Genomic DNA, 19197 nt, shown 5'->3' with positions numbered 1-19197 from the left:
CGACCGTGGGGTCGGCTCTACCGTACGCTGGCCCGCGGCGGTCAGCCGGCGAGGATGTCTTCGCCGTTGAGCTCGGCGATGCCACGGACCAGGGCATCAATGGCGTCGCGTTCGGCTTCATCCAGGCCGGGGTGCCAGACGTCGAACAGCAGGACCACGCGGGTGCGGTCGCTGCGGTTCCAGGCTTCGTGCTCCCAGGTGTCGTCGAAACTCACGCAGTGTCCTTCCTGCCAGACGTGTGTCTGGCCGGCCACGCGCAGCGCGCAGTTGTCGGGCACGATCAGCGGCAGGTGGGTGACGATGCGGCTGTTGGTCACGCCGGTGTGCGGCAGGATGTGGGAACCGGGCCCCAGCACCGAGTACAGCGTTTCCGGAGCGTGTCCTTCAATGCGCACCAACGGCACCTGCTCCAGCGCGGCGGCGGTCTGCGGGCAGCGTTCGGCATTCTCGACAAACACCTTGCCGTGCCGGTGAAAGAAAAACCCATCCCAGCGGGGCTGCGCTGCGGTGCCGCCCAGATAGCTGCCGCCGCGCCCGGGGCCCGGCTCGCCGAGAAACGGGGCCAGCAACTGCCGTTCTTCCAGCACCGAGATCAGTTCGGCGCGCAGCGCAGGCGTTGACCGCTGCAGCGGCTCATACCAGGGGAACAGGGCAGGATCGAAGTACGGGGGTGAGGGAAGATCGGGAATGAACAGGAAGGTCGGGCGCTGCGCCGGGCTGGCCGTGCGCAACTGCAGTTCGCCCAGGTAGCCGGCTACGGCCCGTTCGATGCGCTGCAACGCATTGCGGCCGTAGCGCTGCTGCAGCGGCGCCATCACCTGCTGCAGGGTGTGGCGACGGCCTTCGCGGAGCGTGGCGATGGCATGTTCGACCAGTCGGCGCAGCCCCGGCGGGGTGGTCTGCGGCTGGGTCCAGTGGCCCTGGCGCTGGGCCTGGCTCACAGCCTGGTAGAAGTGGGTAAGTGCAGCGGCATGCTCGCCGCGCTGCTGCAGACATAGCGCCAGATACAGGCGGGCCACGAAAAAACCAGGGTCTTCGACGAGCAACGGCTGCAGCAATGCCTGTGCGGCCTGCCACTGGCGCTGTTCGACCAGGCTGGCGGCGAGGTTCTTCACCGTGCCGGCGTCGCCGGGTGCAGCGACCAGCGCATGTTGCAGCAGCGAATCGGCCTGCGCGTGCTCGCCGCGCGCGCTGTGGCAGCGGGCGATGAAGTTCAGTGCCTGCACGTCGTCCGGCGCCTGCCGCAGCAGGTCCCGGAAACTGTGCTCGGCGCCAGCGGTGTCACCGCGGCGGGCCTGATCCAGCGCGCGGTCGGTGAGGGCGGCAACATCGGACATGGCGAAACTCGCTTGAGGGGTGCCAGAACGGCAATGGCCCCGTTGCCGGGGCCATTGCCTGGGTCATGCTAGGCCCAGTCTTCGATCAGAAGCGCTGGGTGTAACGCATGTAGTAGAAGCCACCCGGGGTGTCGTACGAGTAATCGAACGTGTTGGCGAAGGCCTGGCCAGCCAGCGGCGGATCCTTCTGGAACAGGTTGCGCGCGCCCACGGCTACCGTTGCATTCCACGGCAGGTTGTAGCGAGCTTCGGCATCGTGGTAGAGGACCGACTCGATGTGGTTGCGCGGCGAAACTTCGCCGCCCTTGCCGATGCGGGTCGGATCCGAGCACAGACCGGCATTCAGATACGGCTGGGTCACATCAACGCAGTCTTCCGACAGCGAAGAGCGGTAACGCATGGTCCAGGTCAATCCGAAATCACCGTACGTCCAGTCGGTGGTGAGGTTGGAGCTCAGGCGCCAGCCGGGGGTGTCCTGCGTGTAGGTGCCGACATTGTCGACCCAATCCGCATCAGCGGTAGCACGTGAACGGTCCTTGGCCACATAGCTGCTGTCCCAGTTGAACGAGAAGCTGCCGAAACGGGTCTCGGGCAGACGGTAGCGGATGCTCAGGTCATAGCCTTCGACCAGCTGTTCGGACAGGTTGCGCGGCAGCAGGTACATGTTGGTGATGCGGCCGGCAGCGTCACGGATGAAGTAGCTGTCCGAGCAGTAGCTGCGGTCGCCATTCGGCTCGACATAGCACTGATCAAGAATGAAGGCCGACGACGGGGTGCCGATCGCGTCCTTGATCTTGATCTTGTACCAGTCGAGGGCGATGTCGAAGCCCTGCAGGTAGTTCGGGCTGTAGACGAAGCCCAGCGTGTAGTTGGTTGCGGTCTCCGGGCCCAGGTCCGGGTTGCCGCCCAAGGTGAACGGGAAGATGGTCTGGCCGTTGTAGCCCAGGCCAGCATTGGTCTGCTGGACGAACGTCGGCGAAACGCCGGCGGCGGCGCAGCGAGCCTGAATGTCAGGGCTGTTCTTGAAGCCGGTCCAGTCGGACGAGCAGGGATCGCCGTACCGGATGTAGCTGTCGCTGTTACCGCGATACAGGTTGGTCAGGGACGGTGCACGGAAACCTTCAGACCAGTTACCGCGGATCATCAGGTCGTTGATCGGCTTCCACTTGAAGCCGAACTTGCTGTTGGTGGTCTGGCCGAAGTTGCTGTAGTCGGAGAAGCGCGTAGCGGCGCTCAGTTCCAGCAGCTGGGCACCCGGCAGGTCGGACAGCAGCGGCAGCGCGATTTCCAGGTAGGCATCGTCGAGCGAGTAAGCACCCGAGGTCGGCTTGCGGGCGTTGCCCGAGGTGTAGCCGGCGGCGACCAGCGCGTCCGGATCGTCGTAGCCGCTTTCCTTGCGGTTTTCATAGCCCAATGCGAAGCCGGCCATGCCGCCCGGCAGCTGGAACAGGTCACCGGCCAGGTTGGCGGTGAAGCTCTTGCTCAGGTTCTGGTACTGGTCATGTGCGGTAAACATCACATAGTCCAGCTGCTCCTGGGTGATCGACCCCGGGCTGCTGAGCGGGTTGACCGGCACGCAGCCGTCGATGACCGCGCCCGGCGCGCCGCACTTGATCACGCCATCGGTGTCCATGAACGACGGGCCAGTGGCTTGGTTCATGTTGAGCATGTTCAGGTCGCCGCGCATGCGGTCGTTCTGGTCGGTACGGCTGTAGCGGTAGCCGGCATCCCAGTTGAACGAACGGTCGGCGAAGTTGAACACGCCTTCGAAGCCGCCGTAGAAGTGGAAGGTCTTCACGTCCTGGTTGTAGACGCGCGGCTGCTCGACGAAGCGGCGGCCGTAATCCAGGTCACGCGCTTCAGCCGTGCCCTTGTAAGGGTTGAAGTAGCTGTCGCGGTCCAGGCCGCGGGTGCCGGCCAGGTAGAAGCCTTCGGTGACCGGGAAGCCGGCCAGCAGCTGTTCCGACTCACGCTGGTTGTACAGGGTTTCTGCACGGGCGGTGACCGAGTCGGTGATGTCGAAGGCACCCTGCACGAAGATCGAGCGGCGCTCCGACGGGGTCAGCAGGTAGTTGTCCGAGGCGTAGTTGTAGCCGTCGCCTGCGGTGGTATACGGGTGATAGTCGGCCAGGTTGCGCGAGTCGCCGCCGGCGTTGATGACGCTCTGGCTGACGCCGTCCAGCGCGTCGAAGAAATCGTCGTCGCTGGCGAACTGGTCGCGCCAGATCGGGTTGCCCGCCGCGTCCAGCGTCTGCCAGATCACGCCCGAGGAGGACACCGAGCTGCGTTCGGTCAGGCCGAAGGTCGGGTTGCGCGAGATGGCGCGGTCGCGCGCCATGACCGCCTTGTCCTTGCTGTAGGACGCGCTGAACAGGATGTTGGAGCGATCGGTGTTGGCACCGATGGTGAAGTCGTAGGAGGTGCGCTGACCATCGCCTTCGCCCATCTGGCCGACGTAGACGCGCGCTTCGGCGCCGTCGTAGTCCTTGCGGGTGATCAGGTTGACCACGCCGCCGATGGCGTCGGAGCCGTAGATCGAGGAGGCGCCGTCCTTCAGCACTTCCACGCGCTCGACCGCTGCGACCGGAATGGTGTTCAGGTCGACGGTGGAGTCCAGGGCCGAAACCCAGCGGCGGCCATTGACCAGCACCAGGGTACGCGAGGCGCCAAGGCCACGCAGGTTGACGCCGGAGGAACCGTCGCCGCCGTTATTGACCTGCGCGTTCATCGAGAAGCCGTTGTTGGCACTGATGTTCTGCAGCAGCTGGCCGACCGAGGTGACACCGGAGTGTTCGATGGTGGCGCGGCTGATCACCAGCACCGGCTGCTGGGTCTCGGTATCCACCGAGCGGATGCGCGAACCGGTGACTTCAATGCGGTCGAGGTTGGTGGCGTCCTGCGCCTGGGCGCTGGTTGCCGTGGCGGCGCCGGCCACCAGCGCGATGATGATGCCATCACGCAGCTTGTTGGACTTCAGGTTCATTTGGCTCTCTCTCTCCAAGGGATCTTGGCTGGGTGTGTGCCTGCGCGCGGTGCGAAAAAGGTCGCTCCAAAAAGCACAAGGCTGACCCGATAGTAACTGTCGTAAGGAAAGAATTAAAGCTGTGTTAACAATAAGTGTGATGCGCCTATTTAGGGCAGATATTTGCTTTAAATCAATAGCTTGCGCGAGCTAACCGCGACAGTCGTCGCAATTGTTAAGAAAATAGTTTCGGTTGATCCGCGAATTTGTTTGCCTGTTCTGGCGGCTTCAGGCGTGCGCGGGGGCGCGCCGAGGCGACGTGCCCGGGACAGACTTGACGCATGAAAAAAGCGCCTCGTGGGCGCTTTCAATCAACACGGCGGGGACGACCCTGGTCGGCCGCAGAGCGGCGTACGCCGTCCCGGTCAGAGGTCCTGCTCGTAACGGACGTAGGGCGTGGTGCCGTCGTCGTTGCTCTCGTTGCGCGGTGAGAACGGGTTCTTGCCCCGGCTGACCACGTTTTCAGCGCCGACGGTCAGCTGGCCCGACCACGGCGTGCGCCAGGTCAGGCCGACCCCCAGGCCTTCCCACTTGCCCGGCTGGCCTGGTACGTCAACGACGCGGCCGATGATGTTGCCGCTGAAGTTACCGTAGCCCGCGCCGATGCTGAGACTTTTGCTGTCCCAGCGGTTGACCAGCGATGGTGCCGCGTCGGCAATCGGCACCAGCCGCGCTTTGGCATAGGTGCCAGCAATGGACACAAACGCTTCGCGGCCGATGTTCTTCTGGCCGAAAACCGTCAGATCGTTCTGTTCGGCGCGCAGCGAAGGGGAGCGGTTCGGGCCGGAGAGCCATGCAGGCAGCGATTCACGGCCGGTGCCGGCGGTCAGGCCGACGCGGTTGCCACCCCGGTTGAAGGCGGTGGTGCCGGTGAAGCGGCGCGACAGGGACTCGGACTCATCACCCAGGCTGGCGAGCATGCAATGGCTGGCCAGGCCGCCGATGCTGGTGCTGCTGCCGCCGGCGCTGTTGCACAGCAGACCCAGCGAATCACCGGAAGAAAGGCCGAAAGCGGCGTCCAGCGAATTGCGGCCGAAGGTCCAGCGCGCCCCGGCCATCTGCTCACCGGTGGGCTCCAGATACAGCAGGGCCTCGACCTTGCCGCTGCCCTTGTTCCAGACCGGCAGGACGGTGCGCGTGTTCAGGTTTTGCGCATGAGCGCCCGCGATCGCGCTCACGGCGATCAACAAGCTCAGCGGTAGACGCAGAAAAGTACGCATGTGTCCTGCTCAGACAGCCTCGGATGCAACAAGTTCCCGACAACCCGGGGACTTGATCCTAGGTGGTTTATGATTCTTTAACAAGTCTCCGTTCTCCCCAGAACTACCGACTCGCCAAGGCTGGCCGATTATTGAAGCCGTTCCGGGGCAGCGGCGGACAGCGCCTCAGGTTTGAAAAGTAGCGCCAGCTCCGTCAAAGAGAAGTGATACTCGCGGCCGCAGAACTCGCAGCGGATTTCCGCCGCACCAGTGGCCTCGGCCGCTGCCATCGCTTCCTCCTCGCCCAGCGACTGCAGCATGCCCGCTACGCGTTCGTGGGAGCAGGAGCAGGCAAAGGCCAGGCCACGTTCGCCCATCACCTGCGGCGCCTCTTCGTGGAACAGACGATGTACCAGTTCGGCCGCATCCAGCTCCAGCAGTTCGGCCTTGCCAAGGGTTTCGAACAGCGCGCTGGCCCGGTTCCAGCCATCGTCGTCGCCCTGGTCGCCGGGCAGCTTCTGCAGCAGCAGGCCCGCGGCGGCGTCGCCATCAGCGGCCAGCAGCAGACGGGTCGGCAGCTGTTCTGACTGGCGGAAGTAGTCCTCGAATGCAACGTCGAGCTCGGCCGCGTCCAGGCTTACCAGGCTCTGGTAGCGCTGGGGTTCGCGCGGGTCCAGACCCGGATTTTCAATGGTGATGGCCAGCATTGCCGCCTCGCCGAGGTCATGCAGACTGGCCGGTGCATCCTGGCCTTCTTCCAGACGTGCGATGCCGCGCACGGTGCCGACGGCGGTGCATTCGGCAAACAGACCGCGCAGGGCACTCTCACTGCGCAGCTGAATGGACAGGCGTCCGTCCACCTTGGTGTGGCCAGTGAACAGGGCGGCCGCCACCGTGGCCTGGCCGAGCAGGCCGCGCGCGATGGGCGGATAGCTGGCGTGGGTGAGCATCTCGCGCCAGGCGCCCTGCAGGCGCACATGGACGCCACGCACACCGGCATCGGGAAGCAGGAAACGGAACAGGGAATCGGTATGGGCAGTCATCGGCTCGGTGCGCGTAAGGAGACACTTGCCGGATAATGCACCGACAACCGTCTACAGGAAGGATGCATCAGACAATGGGGGCGCAGGGGCAGGACCTCAAGGCAGGGCAGGGCGCACCGCGGCGGCGCTGGCAATGGCGTTGGCGCCGGCTGCTGTGGCTGCCGCTGCTGTTTGCGGCCTTCAGTGTGCTGCAGGTGATCGTGCTGCGCTGGGTCGATCCGCCGATTTCCACGGTGATGCTCTGGCGCTACGGCGAGGCGCTCGTCCAAGGCGACGGCGGCTACCGGCTGCATTACCAGTGGCGGGACATGGAGCGTATCGCGCCGAGCCTGCCGATTTCGCTGGTGGCGGCCGAGGACCAGCGGTTCCCGCGGCACAACGGTTTTGACCTGCAGGCCATCGAGAAGGCGCGCGATCACAACGCGCGCGGCGGGCGCCTGCGCGGGGCCAGCACGATCAGCCAGCAGGTGGCCAAGAACCTGTTCCTCTGGCAGGGGCGCAGCTGGGTGCGCAAGGGTCTGGAGGTCTGGTACACGGTGCTGATCGAGCTGCTGTGGCCGAAGGAGCGCATTCTGGAGATGTATGCCAACATCGCCGAGTTCGGGGATGGCATCTACGGCGCGCAGGCGGCGGCGCAAAGGTTCTGGAACAAGGACGCCAGTGCGCTCAGTGCCGCTGAAAGCGCCCGCCTTGCGGCCGTGCTGCCGTCGCCGCGCCGCTATGACGCTGCCCGCCCGGGCCCGTATGTGCAGCGCCGTGCGGCGTGGATCCAGCGCCAGGCCCGCCAGCTCGGCGGTGCCGCCTACCTGCAGGAGCCGTGATGCGTCTTCCCCGCTTGACCCTGGTCATCGCCGCGCACAATGAAGAACAGGCGCTGCCGCTGCTGCAGCCGCGGCTGCTGGCGGTGCTCGCGCAGCTGGAGGCGGTCGACGGGCGCATTCTGTATGTGGACGACGGCAGTACCGATGCGACGTGGTCCATCCTGAGCGCCTTCGTGGCCGCCGACGCGCGGGTTGGTGCGCTGCGCCTGTCGCGCAACTTCGGCAAGGAGGCCGCGCTCACCGCCGGTCTGGACCAGGTGCGCACCGGCGCGGCGATGATCCTGGACGCCGACGGACAGGATCCGCCGGAGCTGATACCGCAGTTTGTGGCGTACTGGCAGCAGGGCTATGACAACGTGTACGGCACGCGTCTGGCGCGCGCAGGCGAAAGCTGGACCAAGCGCACCACCGCAACGTTGTTCTACCGGGTCATCGGTCGTCTGTCGCGCACGCCGATTCCCGCCGATACCGGTGATTTCCGCCTGCTGTCGCCGCGCGCGCTGCAGGCGCTTGCCGGGATGCGCGAACGTCATCGGTTCCTCAAAGGCCTGTTCAGCTGGGTTGGCTTCCGTCGCATCGCCTTGCCGTACCAGCGCGAGGCGCGCATCGCCGGCAGCAGCAAGTTCAGCCTGTGGCGGCTGTGGAACTTCGCGCTGGAGGGGATCACCAGTTTCTCCACGGTGCCGCTGCGTGCAGCCACCTACCTGGGGCTGCTGACGGCTGCGCTGGCGTTCGTGTTTGCCGTGCTGGTGGTGCTCAAGGCCGCACTGTACGGCGACCGGGTGGCGGGGTGGCCCACCATGATGACCGTCATCCTGTTCCTGGGCGGGGTGCAGCTCATCGCACTGGGTCTGATCGGCGAGTACCTGGGCCGGTTGTATGAGGAGTCCAAGCAGCGTCCGTTGTACCTGGTTGACACCTGCATCGCCACAGACATGGCAGACTCGTTCCTGCAACCCACCCTTGGAGGGCAGGCAGATGACCACGGTACGCGAACTGTTGGACGGCAAGTCTCCTGAAGTGCACGCAGTGGCCCCGGCCGCTGCGGTGATCGATGCGATCCGGCTGATGGCCGAAAAAGGAATCGGCGCGGTCCTGGTGATGGACGGCGAACGGCTGGTCGGCATCCTTTCCGAGCGCGACTACGCGCGCAAGATCGTGCTGCACGAACGCTCCTCGCGTGACACGCGGGTGCAGGACATCATGACCGCCGAGGTGGTGACCGTTGCACCCGGCGAGCAGGTGGAGCATTGCCTGCAGCTGGTGACCGACTACCGCATCCGCCATCTGCCCGTGGTGGAAGGTGGCCGCGTGCGCGGGGTGATTTCCATCGGCGATCTGGTCAAAGCGGTGATCGACGCGCAGAAACAGCAGCTGGACCATCTGCAGCAGTACATCGTCGCTGGCTGAGATGCAGCAGCCTGCCCCCGTGAAGCCGACCCATGGTCGGCTCGCCGCGCGTCAGCGCGGCCGGGTTACCGCGATCTGTACGAAGAGGAGCCGACCGTGGGGTTACCTTTACCGGGCATAGCGGCCGCCGCAGTCGGCGTCCTCGCCGGGGCCGGTTTCAATGGTGGCCAGCAGCGCAGCCGGTGGGGTAATGCTGCCCAGCGCGAGCGCGACGGCGCCGCGCAGACCCAGTGCCTTGAAGTCGGGACGGAAGCTGGGCGATTTGAACGTACCGCCGATGCGCAGCGGCGAGCGCAGAGCAAGAATGCTCCGGTCCTTGGGCCGTGGGCGCAACAACAGGTCCAACTGCTCGTTTTTCAGGCTTACCGTGCCTTCGCCGACGATCAGCGTATCGGTAGTGTCCACCGCCAGCGCCCGGCTGCTCATCAAACCGTCGCGCACGCCGAAATCAGCAAACGCACAGCGCAGCGGGATCTGCCGGTCGCCGGTGAACAGAAAGCGCAGGGATTCGGCCACGTCCAGGCCGGCCAGCTCCATCACCAGATTGCCGACGTGGCCACGGCCCAGCCCCAGCGCGACGTCCCCGTTGCTGCTGCCCAGCATGGCGGCAATCGAGTTGCCGCTGCCGCGCAGGTTGATGTCACCGCCGATGCCGCCACTGGCCTGCTCGGCCAGTTTGGCATCGGGGAACAGCTGGCCCAGCTGCACACGTCGCACGCTGGCCTGCAGGGCCACATCGATCTGCGGACGGCGGGCATCCATGCGGATCGTGCTGCGGATGTCGCCGCCTGCGACGCCGAAATTCAACGGCTGCAGGCGCAGCAGGCCGTCCTCCAGCAGCAGGTGTGCATCCATGTCATCCAGCGGCAGGCTGGGCGAGTTGATGCGTTGCGCCTTCCAGCGGACGTCGGCGTCCATCGCGCGCAGTTTGCCCAGGTTGTAGGGGGTGTCCGGCAGCACGGTGGGCCGGGCCGCCACGCGTGCGGCCTCGGTCTTCTGCTCAGCGTTGGCGGTCTCGCCGCCGCCGGTACGTGGTGGCGCGCCAACAAAGCCAGCGAGATCGTCGAAATCCAGCCGGCGCGAGGCGAGGGTGGCGGTCAACTTCGGACGCTCGCCGCCCACATCAATACGCACGTCGCCGCCGAGATCGCTGTCGCCGACCTTGCCGCTGAATCCTTCGTAGCGCCAGGTCGCGTGGTCCCGCTTGAGTCGACCGTCCAGCGCATAGGGCGGTGAGGGCGGAATGGCGATGCCGAGCAGCGGGTACAGGTCGGCCATGTCCTGGCCGCTGAGCTTGAACTGCAGGTCGAGCACCTGCAGCTGGAACGGGTTGGTCAGCGTTCCGCTCGCAACCGCGTGCGTGGCACCGGCGCGGCCGTCGAGATGGATGCGGAACGGATGCTCGCTGTTGCTCAGCTCCAGCGGTGATTCGGTCATGCCATTGAGCGTGAACGCATTGCCCTGCCAGCGGCCCTTGCCATCCACGCGCAGTGGGGGGGCTGCGTCCTTCTGGCGTGGTTGCCCACTGCGCACGTTGACCAGAATGTCGGTGCGGCCGCGCGCGTCGAGGAACTGCAGGCGGCCATCGTCGATATGCAGGCGCCGCAGCTGCGGTCCAGCTCGGCCGTCGCTGGCGCCGAGGAAGTCCCAGTTGCCCGGCTCATCGGCCTTGGGCGCGGTCTCGAGCAGCACATCCGGGCGGGTCAGCCGTATTTCCGGCAGCTGTACACTGCCGCGCAGCAGGGGCCAGACCCGGATATCGAACTCCACGCGATCGGCGCGCGCCATCTGCGGCTGTTTCGCCCACGGGGCGTTGGCGAACTGCAGGCTGTCGGCGCGCACCGTGGTGGTGCGGCCCAGGTCGACATCCAGGTTGCCGATCTGCAGCACGCGTCCGGTCCGTGCCTGCACCGCACGTTCCACCGGCCCCTTGAACCAGTTCCAGTCCCACAGCGCGATCAGTACCATCAGCGCGGCCAGCAGCAGCAACAGCAACGCGATCAGACGCTGGCCGCGCTTGCCGGGACGGCGAGGACGCCAGCGGGAGGAAGCAGCGGGGGAAGTAGTCTCATTCACCGTTGCATGGTTGCCCGTTCATCGTGCACGCCGCGCGAACTGTCCATTCGGAACATGTGACCGAGGCGGCCGGGCGATCCATGAGCTGATCGGCGTTTCAGCAGAAAGTGTGACGACCAACGGTCGTCACCTACCGCAGACAGTGAGGCGCGGTGGCAGGGGGGGGCGGGGACATCGAGCGCCCGGATGGCGCTCGCCGAGGGACGCCGGACACCGCTGTTGCCGTTGCCGTTGCCGTTGCCGTCAGCCGGTGCAGGGCCGCAGGCCCTGCCATGGGCCACCTACAGAATCTGCATCGTCACCGCGACGAAGTGACAGACGCTGCCGCCAATCACAAACAGATGCCAGATCGCGTGCGAATACCGGATCGACTCGCGATGGTAGAAGTACGTGCCCAGCGTGTAGGACAGACCGCCGGCGAGCAGCCAGCCCAGCGTCACCGCATCGATCGCGGCCCACATCGGCTTGATCGCCACCACCACCAGCCAGCCCATCGCGATATAGATGGCCGTGGACAGCGCCTTGAAGCGGCCCGTGTAGAACAGCTTGAACACCACCCCAGCCAGAGCCAGCGCCCAGATCGCGCTGAACATGCCCCAGCCCCACGGCCCGCGCAGGCCTATCAGGGTGAACGGGGTATACGTACCGGCAATCAGCACATAGATGGCGCAATGGTCGAACACTTTCAGCCGGCCCTTGGCCACCGGGTGCTGGATGGCGTGGTAAAGCGTAGAGGCGGTGTACAGCAGCAGCAGCGCCACGCCGAACACAATGGCGCTGCCCAGCTGCCAGCCGTCGCCATAGATGGCAGCGAGGGTGATCAGCACCGCGCTGGCAGCCAGCGCGAACACCGCGCCCAGTCCGTGGGTCAGGGCACTGGCAATTTCTTCTCGAATCGATGCAGCAGAGGTCATGACAAACAGGTCGGCTGCGGGCAGGGGGACCCGCGCCCCCCTATCATCGCCGCGTTGGAGGGCGCTTGCACGCCCGCCGTACGGCGATCGGTTCAGCAGGCTGCTCAGCCCACCGAGACCGTGTGCGCCGCTTCGCGGGTAGCGGCAAAGCGCACGTCCGGGGCACGCTCCTGCGCCAGCTGCAGATTGACCCGGGTCGGGGCCAGATAGACCAGGTGGCCGGCTGCGTCCAGCGCCAGGTTCAGCGCGTTCTTCTCGCGGAACTCTTCCAGCTTCTTCTCGTTGCTGCAGGTGACCCACCGAGCCGTGGTCACGCTGACCGGCTCGAAGGTCGCCTCCACGCCATACTCGTCCTTCAAGCGGTAGGCCGCCACGTCGAACTGCAGCACACCCACCGCACCGAGGATCAGGTCGTTGCTGGTCAGCGGGCGGAAGAACTGCGTGGCGCCTTCCTCGGAAAGCTGGGCCAGGCCCTTCTGCAGCTGCTTGAGCTTGAGCGGGTCACGCAGACGTGCGCGGCGGAACAGTTCCGGTGCGAAGTTGGGGATGCCGGTGAAGGTCACCGCCTCGCCTTCGGTGAACGTATCACCGATGGAGATGGTGCCGTGGTTGTGGATGCCTATGACATCGCCCGGCCACGCTTCGGCGGCGATCTCGCGGTCGCTGGCCATGAAGGTCAGCGCATTGGCCAGCTTCATCTCCTTGCCGCTGCGCACGTGGAAGGTCTTCATGCCGGCGCTGAAGCGACCCGAGCAGACGCGCATGAAGGCCACGCGGTCGCGATGCTGCGGGTCCATGTTGGCCTGGATCTTGAAGACGAAGCCGCTGAGCTTGCTCTCCTCCGGGGCGATGACGCGGCCGGTGGTGGCACGTGCCTGCGGCGACGGCGCGTGCTCGACGAAGAAGTCCAGCAGCGGCTGCACGCCGAAGTTGTTGACGCCCGAGCCGAAGAACACCGGCGTCTGCTTGCCGTCCAGGTACGCCTGCAGGTCGAACGGGTGGCTGGCGCCCTGCACCAGTTCCAGTTCGTCACGCAGGTCGGCCAGCATGCGCTCGCCGATCTTCTCGGCCACGCCGGGCGCGTCGATCGACGGGAAAATGGTCGAGTCCTGGCGGGTGAAGTTGCGGCCCGGCTCGTAAAGATGCACTTCGCCGGTGAGCAGGTGGACCACGCCCTTCAGGCGCTGGCCCATGCCAATCGGCCAGGTCACCGGCGCGCACTGGATGCCGAGCACGGTCTCCACTTCATCCAGCAGCTCGATGGGATCTTTGCCCTCGCGGTCGAGCTTGTTGATGAAGGTCATGATCGGCGTGTCGCGCAGACGGCAGACCTCCATCAGCTTGATGGTGCGCTCTTCCACGCCCTTGGCCACGTCGATGACCATCAGCGCCGAGTCCACCGCGGTGAGCACGCGGTAGGTGTCTTCGCCGAAGTCGGCGTGCCCGGGAGTGTCGAGCAGGTTGACGATCTTCCCCTCGTAGGGGAACTGCATGACCGAGGAGGTCACGGAGATGCCGCGCTCCTTTTCCAGCGCCATCCAGTCGGAGGTGGCGTGGCGCGCGGCCTTGCGGCCCTTGACCGACCCGGCCATCTGGATCGCGCCCCCGAACAGCAGCAGCTTTTCGGTCAGCGTGGTCTTGCCGGCGTCAGGATGGGAAATGATGGCGAACGTGCGGCGGCGGCCCGCTTCGGTGGCGACTTCGGACATGGCGGTGGCGCCCGCACGGGGCGCTTTTCAGAGGGTGAGCCGGCAATTATAGCGGCCCCTGCCGGGCAGCGGGGTCAGGCGCTGCGCCGGTGTCCGGCGCCGGTCGGGCAAAGCGCAGCTCGCCCTGGGCGGTGGCCATGCGCACCGGCACCGCGTGCAACTGCAGGCCGCGGTTGACCTGGACGGCGAAATGCAGGTGCGGTCCCCGGCTCAGGCCGCTGTTACCCGAATGCCCCAGTGGCTGCCCGCTCGAGACGTGCTGGCCGGCGCGCACCTGCATCGCGCCGGCCAGCAGGTGCGCATAGACCGCCATGCTGCCATCCTCATGCAGCACCCGGACCAGGTTGACCCGTTCCAGCAGGCCTTCGGCGTCTGAGGCGGTGGCGGCAAATCCGTCCTGCACCTGCATCACGGTACCGGACCGCGCGGCGAGCACCGGCGTGCCGACGGGCAGCGCGAAATCCACCGCTTCGGCGTTGCCGGCATCGCGATGGCTGGCCAGTCCACGCGGTGGCTGGCTCACCCGCACCGGTGCGTTGGCAAAGGGCAGGGCGTAGGTGACGTGGCGTGGTTGCGCAGCCGGATCGCCCGGTGCGGTGCGTAGCACGACCCGCAGCGGGCCTCCGTCGGCCGGCGCAGGCAGGTCGGCGATGACGGTGCCGCGTCGTGCCGGCAGCAGGCCCGTAGCGGGCAGACCGGTGACGGACTGACCATCGGTGGGGACCAGCGCGTACTGCAGCGGCCCGTACAGGGTGTTCTCGACGTGCGCCTGCCAGTGCCCATCGTGGGCCCGCAGACGCAGGCGGGCCGGCGGCGCGGGCGCGGCCACCTCGGCCGGTGGCCTGGCCAGCCCCCAGCCCTGACGCCACGCCGGCCCGGGGGCGGCCGACGACGCACAGGGCAGCAGCAGGGCGGTGGCAAGTACGACAGATCGCATCGTGAAAATGTACGGCATGTCGGCAAAGGCGGTCCCGATGTCGCATATATCTCTTCATCATGATAGATGGGTTGACAGGCGTACTGAGCGCTGGCATTGTGGTCCCACCATCGAGACCGGCAGAGGGACAGGCCCTTTGAAGCCGGGGCAGCCCGCAGGCGCGCAAGCGTCGGCGTAGGTGCCAAATCCTGCGGGGACCGTGCGTCCACCGGAAGATGGTTCGAGACATGCCCCGCCGCGGGTGTGTCCGAACACGGGCCCTGCGAAGGCTCGATGGCCGCTTCCCTTTGGATACCGCCATGAGCCTCGCCCTCCCGTCTTCACCCTTTCCAGAAGCCTTCGTTCCGGCCAGCGTGCCGGTCACTGACCACAGCGCGGCACTGCGCGGCGAGTTCGTCGCGGCGCTGCCGATGCGTCATGCGGGCCTGCGCACGGTCACCGTACGCTGGGAGTGCGCGGGTCCGCCGCAGGCGGCGGTGGTAGTGCTGGCCGGCGGCATTTCGGCGCACCGGCACGTGGCGGCCAATGACCGCTTCGCCGAAAAAGGTTGGGCCGAAGGCCTGGTCGGGCCCGGACGCACGCTGGATCCGCAGCTGCTGCGCGTGCTTGCGTTCGATTTCATCGGCGCCGATGGCACGCTGGACGCGCCGATCGACACTGCTGACCAGGCCGATGCGTTGGCCCTGCTGTTGGACCACCTGTCCATTTCACGCCTGCAGGCCTTCGTTGGCTATTCCTACGGCGCGCTGGTTGCCCAGCAGTTTGCGCTGCGCCACCGGGCGCGGGTGCAGCGGCTGGTGGTGGTCAGCGGCGCGCACCGCGCCCACCCCTATGCGGCGGCCTGGCGCGCGCTGCAGCGCCGCGCAGTCGCCTTGGGGCAGCTGCAGTGCAGCGAAGAGCATGGACTCGCGCTGGCCCGCCAGTTCGCCATGCTCAGCTACCGCACGCCGGAAGAGTTCAGCGAGCGCTTCGATGCCGCGCCCGAAGTCGTCAACGGCAGGGTGCGGGTTGCGGCGGAGGACTACCTCGACGCGACCGCCGCCCAGTACGTCGCGCGCACGCCGGTGACGGCCTGGCTGCGGCTGTCAGAGTCCATCGACCTGCACCGCGTCGACCCGGCGCAGCTGCAGGTGCCGACCGTGGTGGTAGCGGTGGAGGGCGACCGCCTGGTGCCACTGGCCGACCTGGTGACGCTGGTGGAAGGGCTGGGACCGCGCGGCAGCCTGCGGGTGCTGCGCTCGCCCTACGGCCATGACGCCTTTCTCAAGGAAACCGACCGCATCAACAGCATCCTCGCCACCGCCATCCGCCTGCCGGGAGACACCGCATGAGCCTGCACACCGACCAGCCGTCCTGTTGCCGTACCACCGCCGCCGTGCGCGCCGGCATCGACCGCGATACCGCGCACGGCGCAGTGACGCCGCCGATCGTGTTGTCGTCCAATTTCAGCTTTGAAGGCTTCGGCAACAAACGCCAGTATGACTACACCCGCAGCGGCAACCCGACCCGTGATCTGCTGGGCGAGGCGCTGGCCGAGCTGGAAGGTGGCGCGGGCGGGGTGATCACCGCCACTGGCATGGGCGCGATCAATCTGGTGCTCAATGCGCTGCTGCAGCCCGGTGACGCCCTGGTGGTGCCGCACGATGCCTATGGTGGCAGCTGGCGTCTGTTCAACGCGCTGGCCAACAAGGGCCACTTCCGCCTGATCACGGCCGATCTGACCGACCCGCAGAGCCTGGCCGCAGCGCTGGCCCAGCAGCCCACGCTGGTACTGGTGGAAACGCCCTCCAACCCACTGCTGCGCATCACCGATCTGCGCTTTGTCATCGAGGCCGCGCACAAGGCTGGCGCCCGCGTGGTGGTGGACAACACCTTCCTGTCACCGGCGCTGCAGCAACCGCTGGCCTTCGGTGCCGACCTGGTACTGCACTCGACCACCAAGTACATCAATGGTCACAGCGACGTCGTCGGCGGTGCGGTCATCGCAGCCGACGCGGAGCTGTACGATCAGCTGACGTGGTGGGGCAACGCGCTGGGCCTGACCGGTTCGCCGTTCGACGCGTTTCTCACCCTGCGCGGTCTGCGCACGCTGGACGCACGCCTGCGTGTGCACCAGGAAAACACCGCCGCGCTCGTGCCGTTGCTGGCTGCACATCCGGCTGTGGCCAGGGTTTACTACCCCGGCCTTGTCGATCATCCCGGCCATGCGGTGGCCGCTCGCCAGCAATCGGGTTTCGGGGCGATGCTCTCCTTTGAACTGGTGTCCTGCGAGGGGCCGGACCGGCACGCGGCAGTACGCGCGTTCATTGATGGCCTGCGCTGCTTCACCCTGGCCGAATCGCTGGGCGGGGTGGAGAGCCTGATCGCACACCCGGCCACGATGACCCATGCCGCGATGAGTGCCCAGGCGCGCGCGGCGGCCGGTATCAGTGACGGCTTGCTGCGGGTGTCGGTAGGCATCGAGGCAGAAGCGGATCTGGTGGCCGATCTCGGCGCCGCGCTGGCGCGCGCGCAAGCGGTGCTGCAGGCGCAGGCCGAGGTTGGCAGAGAACGGGTGGAGGCATGAACGCACAGCGTCTGGCACCTCATCCCGCGCGGCAACGTCAGCTGCTGCTGCTCGGCACCGGCACGGTCGGCTCGGCGTTCGTCGAGCGCTACCAGACCCTGCAGCAACGCGGCGTCGCGTTGCCCAGCCTGCACTCGGTGGCGAACTCGCGCACCGTACTGCGCTGCGGACAGGCACCAGGGCAGCACCTGCGGCAGGCGCGCAGCGCACCGGTGCCGACAGCCCCGCGTGCCGTCGGGGTGGAGATCGATGCGCTGCAGGCCGGCGATGTGGTGGTCGATGCGACGGCCAGCGATGCAGTGGCCGAGCAGCATGCGGCATGGCTGGCGCGTGGCATGCATGTGGTCACGGCCAACAAGCTCGGCGCCGGCGCGCAGCTGACGCGCGCGCAGGCGATTGTTCAAGGCTGCGCTGCCAGTGGCGTGCGCTACGGCGACAGCGCCACGGTGGGCGCAGGCCTGCCGCTGCTGAGCAGCCTGCGCGCACTCATCGCAGGCGGTGACCGCATCCACGCCATCGAAGGGGTACTGTCCGGTTCGCTGGCGTGGTTGTTCCATCATTACGACGGGAAGCGAGCGTTCTCGCAGTGGGTTGCCGAAGCCGTGCAGGCCGGTTTCACCGAACCGGACCCCCGGCTGGACCTTGCGGGCGAGGATGTGCGTCGCAAGCTGCTGATTCTCGCCCGTGCCAGTGGCCTGCCGCTGGAGGCGGCGCAGGTGCGCGTGCACTCGCTGGTACCGGCGCCGCTGGCCCGGCTGTCCCTGCAGGAGGCGTTGTCACAACTGCAGCAGCTCGATGTGCCAGTGCAGGACCAGTGGCAGCGGGCGCAGGCGCGTGGTCATGTGCTGCGGTTTGTCGGGTGCGTGGATGGCCGCGGTGCCGAGGTGGGACTGCGGACGCTGCCGCCCGACCACCCGATGGCGCAGGGGGCTGGCACCGACAACCGCGTTGCCCTGCACAGCGACCGCTACCGGGAGCAGCCGCTGCTGATCCAGGGGCCGGGGGCGGGTGCGACGGTCACCGCCGCAGCGCTGCTGGATGACGTCATGCGGATCCACGCAATTCCGTAGTGTCCTAATGGCCACGCTGCAGGCGCTGGCTACCATCGCGGCAGTGCTGCAACCGGTCCTGCCCGTGCTTCCTCCCGCGCCGCCCATCCTCCACATCGCCGTTCTGCTGCATGAGCCGCCTCCGCATCTCCATGTACTGACGGCGTGCCTGCAGGCAAGCGGATTTGTCGTTTCACCCGTGGCCAGCGTGGCAGAACTGATGCACTGCGTGTCCGCGCATCAGCCGCAGATCGTGGTGCTGGCACGCTGCCCGCCGGAGGAAGACGAGGCAGCGGTGGCCAGCGCGCTGCGCGCGCGCTATCCCGCGCTTGGCGTGGTCCTGCTGGCAGCCACTGCCGATGTCGGCGCGCAGGTACGCGCGCTGGTGCTGGGTGCCGATGCCTGCCTGTGCGAGCCGGTGGAGCCCTCGATGCTGGTGGCGACGCTGCACAGCCTGGCGCGTCGCCTGCAGTCATCAGCACGCGCGGGGCAGATACCGGCGGTGGTACTCGAGGCAGGTGGCTGGCGGCTGCTCGGCGGCGGCTGGCGTCTGAGTGCACCGGACGGACAGACGGTAGCGCTGACCAAGAGCGAGCGTCCGCTGTTGTCGCGTCTGCTGCAGCAGCCCGGGGAACTGGTCCTGCGCGAACAGCTCATCGCGGTGTTGACCAGCGACGTCTTCGAGTTCGACACCCATCGACTGGACTCGTTGATCCACCGACTGCGACGCAAGGTCGCCCATCAGTGCGCGCACCCGCTGCCCTTGAGTGCGGTGCACGGCGAAGGCTATGTGTTTGTCGTTTGACACAAGAGACTGCCTATCGATGCCCACCGCCTCTGCCCCGATCGGCCAGGGGAACCGGCAAGTGGGCGTACGAGGTTGCGACGTTTCGGGTGGCGTGTGCGCTCATCTCGCCGCAGCACGACGCGTTCGGTCCCGCCGGCTGCGCACGGTGAGAAACCGGTGAGAAGTTGGTGATCTGACGTGCGTGACAGTGGTTTCGCATGAACCGTACGTTCAGATCCCGCCGGGCCGTCACAGCGTCGCCTGCATCGCGACATACGCGGCCCGGATTCACCCCTCCATTCCGGTTTCGGACAGACCGGCCTGTCC

General features: G+C 66.8%; 15 protein-coding genes and 1 riboswitch. Of the genes, 7 read left to right on the top strand and 8 right to left on the bottom strand.

Annotated features, from left to right (window positions below):
* Positions 1 to 41 precede the first annotated feature (41 nt).
* From RZA67_RS11665 to RZA67_RS11650, 4 genes are all read right to left on the bottom strand, one after another.
* Complete coding sequence (locus tag RZA67_RS11665) at positions 42 to 1337, bottom strand: aspartyl/asparaginyl beta-hydroxylase domain-containing protein (protein WP_317212907.1); 1296 nt, start codon at positions 1335 to 1337, stop codon at positions 42 to 44.
* Between the two features lie 85 nt (positions 1338 to 1422).
* Positions 1423 to 4320 carry a TonB-dependent receptor gene (locus RZA67_RS11660; RefSeq protein ID WP_317212906.1) on the bottom strand — a complete coding sequence of 966 codons (2898 nt, stop codon included), beginning with the start codon at positions 4318 to 4320 and terminating at the stop codon, positions 1423 to 1425.
* A gap of 404 nt (positions 4321 to 4724) precedes the next feature.
* Positions 4725 to 5579: a hypothetical protein gene (locus RZA67_RS11655; protein ID WP_317212905.1), complete on the bottom strand. Its 855-nt coding sequence runs from the start codon at positions 5577 to 5579 to the stop codon at positions 4725 to 4727.
* A 128-nt stretch (positions 5580 to 5707) separates the two neighbouring features.
* A complete protein-coding gene (locus tag RZA67_RS11650) occupies positions 5708 to 6601 on the bottom strand; it encodes an Hsp33 family molecular chaperone HslO (protein ID WP_317212904.1) in 894 nt (297 codons plus the stop codon).
* A 74-nt stretch (positions 6602 to 6675) separates the two neighbouring features.
* Here RZA67_RS11650 and mtgA point away from each other — a divergent pair, with 74 nt between their 5' ends.
* From mtgA to RZA67_RS11635, 3 genes are read left to right on the top strand one after another with little or no spacing between them, the layout of a single operon-like run.
* On the top strand, positions 6676 to 7422 hold the full coding sequence (gene mtgA, locus RZA67_RS11645) for a monofunctional biosynthetic peptidoglycan transglycosylase (RefSeq protein WP_317214006.1): 747 nt from the start codon (positions 6676 to 6678) through the stop codon (positions 7420 to 7422).
* A complete protein-coding gene (locus RZA67_RS11640; RefSeq protein ID WP_317212903.1) occupies positions 7422 to 8441 on the top strand; it encodes a glycosyltransferase family 2 protein in 1020 nt (339 codons plus the stop codon). The genes mtgA and RZA67_RS11640 overlap by 1 nt, the downstream gene beginning before the upstream one ends.
* Positions 8401 to 8832, top strand: coding sequence for a CBS domain-containing protein (locus tag RZA67_RS11635; RefSeq protein WP_317212902.1), 432 nt, complete (start codon positions 8401 to 8403; stop codon positions 8830 to 8832). Before RZA67_RS11640 ends, RZA67_RS11635 begins: the two co-directional genes overlap by 41 nt.
* A gap of 108 nt (positions 8833 to 8940) precedes the next feature.
* Here the strand turns inward: RZA67_RS11635 and RZA67_RS11630 are convergent, their stop codons facing one another.
* The 4 genes from RZA67_RS11630 to RZA67_RS11615 all read right to left on the bottom strand — a co-directional run bounded on the left by RZA67_RS11630 (position 8941) and on the right by RZA67_RS11615 (position 14468).
* Complete coding sequence (locus RZA67_RS11630) at positions 8941 to 10908, bottom strand: AsmA family protein (protein ID WP_317212901.1); 1968 nt, start codon at positions 10906 to 10908, stop codon at positions 8941 to 8943.
* Positions 10909 to 11189: 281 nt separating this feature from the next.
* Positions 11190 to 11822 (bottom strand): hemolysin III family protein, encoded by a 633-nt coding sequence (locus tag RZA67_RS11625; RefSeq protein ID WP_317212900.1) that lies wholly within the window; start codon positions 11820 to 11822, stop codon positions 11190 to 11192.
* A 104-nt stretch (positions 11823 to 11926) separates the two neighbouring features.
* On the bottom strand, positions 11927 to 13531 hold the full coding sequence (locus tag RZA67_RS11620; RefSeq protein ID WP_317212899.1) for a peptide chain release factor 3: 1605 nt from the start codon (positions 13529 to 13531) through the stop codon (positions 11927 to 11929).
* 46 nt (positions 13532 to 13577) lie between these two features.
* The gene (locus RZA67_RS11615) at positions 13578 to 14468 is read right to left on the bottom strand and encodes a M23 family metallopeptidase (protein WP_317212898.1); all 891 of its coding nucleotides are present in this window, start codon (positions 14466 to 14468) and stop codon (positions 13578 to 13580) included.
* Positions 14469 to 14572: 104 nt separating this feature from the next.
* Positions 14573 to 14690, top strand: a riboswitch (SAM riboswitch).
* A 77-nt stretch (positions 14691 to 14767) separates the two neighbouring features.
* On the opposite strand from RZA67_RS11615, the gene RZA67_RS11610 reads away from it, so the two are divergent.
* The 4 genes from RZA67_RS11610 to RZA67_RS11595 are packed head-to-tail and all read left to right on the top strand — an operon-like array spanning position 14768 to position 18888.
* Complete coding sequence (locus RZA67_RS11610; RefSeq protein ID WP_317212897.1) at positions 14768 to 15799, top strand: homoserine O-succinyltransferase; 1032 nt, start codon at positions 14768 to 14770, stop codon at positions 15797 to 15799.
* Positions 15796 to 17034: an O-succinylhomoserine (thiol)-lyase gene (locus RZA67_RS11605; protein WP_317212896.1), complete on the top strand. Its 1239-nt coding sequence runs from the start codon at positions 15796 to 15798 to the stop codon at positions 17032 to 17034. The genes RZA67_RS11610 and RZA67_RS11605 overlap by 4 nt, the downstream gene beginning before the upstream one ends.
* Positions 17031 to 18104: a homoserine dehydrogenase gene (locus tag RZA67_RS11600; protein ID WP_317212895.1), complete on the top strand. Its 1074-nt coding sequence runs from the start codon at positions 17031 to 17033 to the stop codon at positions 18102 to 18104. The genes RZA67_RS11605 and RZA67_RS11600 overlap by 4 nt, the downstream gene beginning before the upstream one ends.
* Positions 18073 to 18888, top strand: coding sequence for a response regulator transcription factor (locus tag RZA67_RS11595; RefSeq protein ID WP_345784953.1), 816 nt, complete (start codon positions 18073 to 18075; stop codon positions 18886 to 18888). Before RZA67_RS11600 ends, RZA67_RS11595 begins: the two co-directional genes overlap by 32 nt.
* Positions 18889 to 19197: the final 309 nt, after the last annotated feature.

The organism is Stenotrophomonas sp. C3(2023) (genome assembly GCF_032911385.1).
In the GTDB taxonomy this organism is placed as follows: domain Bacteria; phylum Pseudomonadota; class Gammaproteobacteria; order Xanthomonadales; family Xanthomonadaceae; genus Stenotrophomonas.
The sequence above is the reverse complement of the archived record's forward strand: the minus strand, read 5'-3'. Positions and strand labels throughout refer to the sequence as shown.

What these genes read in the sequence shown, in the direction of transcription:
- RZA67_RS11610 (WP_317212897.1), top strand. Translation starts at nt 14,768, where the DNA reads ATGAGCCTCGCCCTCCCGTCTTCACCCTTTCCAGAAGCCTTCGTTCCG.
- RZA67_RS11595 (WP_345784953.1), top strand. Translation starts at nt 18,073, where the DNA reads ATGACGTCATGCGGATCCACGCAATTCCGTAGTGTCCTAATGGCCACG.
- RZA67_RS11620 (WP_317212899.1), bottom strand. Translation starts at nt 13,531, where the DNA reads ATGTCCGAAGTCGCCACCGAAGCGGGCCGCCGCCGCACGTTCGCCATC.
- RZA67_RS11655 (WP_317212905.1), bottom strand. Translation starts at nt 5,579, where the DNA reads ATGCGTACTTTTCTGCGTCTACCGCTGAGCTTGTTGATCGCCGTGAGC.
- RZA67_RS11600 (WP_317212895.1), top strand. Translation starts at nt 17,031, where the DNA reads ATGAACGCACAGCGTCTGGCACCTCATCCCGCGCGGCAACGTCAGCTG.
- RZA67_RS11635 (WP_317212902.1), top strand. Translation starts at nt 8,401, where the DNA reads ATGACCACGGTACGCGAACTGTTGGACGGCAAGTCTCCTGAAGTGCAC.
- RZA67_RS11650 (WP_317212904.1), bottom strand. Translation starts at nt 6,601, where the DNA reads ATGACTGCCCATACCGATTCCCTGTTCCGTTTCCTGCTTCCCGATGCC.
- RZA67_RS11640 (WP_317212903.1), top strand. Translation starts at nt 7,422, where the DNA reads ATGCGTCTTCCCCGCTTGACCCTGGTCATCGCCGCGCACAATGAAGAA.
- RZA67_RS11625 (WP_317212900.1), bottom strand. Translation starts at nt 11,822, where the DNA reads ATGACCTCTGCTGCATCGATTCGAGAAGAAATTGCCAGTGCCCTGACC.
- RZA67_RS11660 (WP_317212906.1), bottom strand. Translation starts at nt 4,320, where the DNA reads ATGAACCTGAAGTCCAACAAGCTGCGTGATGGCATCATCATCGCGCTG.
- RZA67_RS11665 (WP_317212907.1), bottom strand. Translation starts at nt 1,337, where the DNA reads ATGTCCGATGTTGCCGCCCTCACCGACCGCGCGCTGGATCAGGCCCGC.
- RZA67_RS11605 (WP_317212896.1), top strand. Translation starts at nt 15,796, where the DNA reads ATGAGCCTGCACACCGACCAGCCGTCCTGTTGCCGTACCACCGCCGCC.
- RZA67_RS11615 (WP_317212898.1), bottom strand. Translation starts at nt 14,468, where the DNA reads ATGCGATCTGTCGTACTTGCCACCGCCCTGCTGCTGCCCTGTGCGTCG.
- mtgA (WP_317214006.1), top strand. Translation starts at nt 6,676, where the DNA reads ATGGGGGCGCAGGGGCAGGACCTCAAGGCAGGGCAGGGCGCACCGCGG.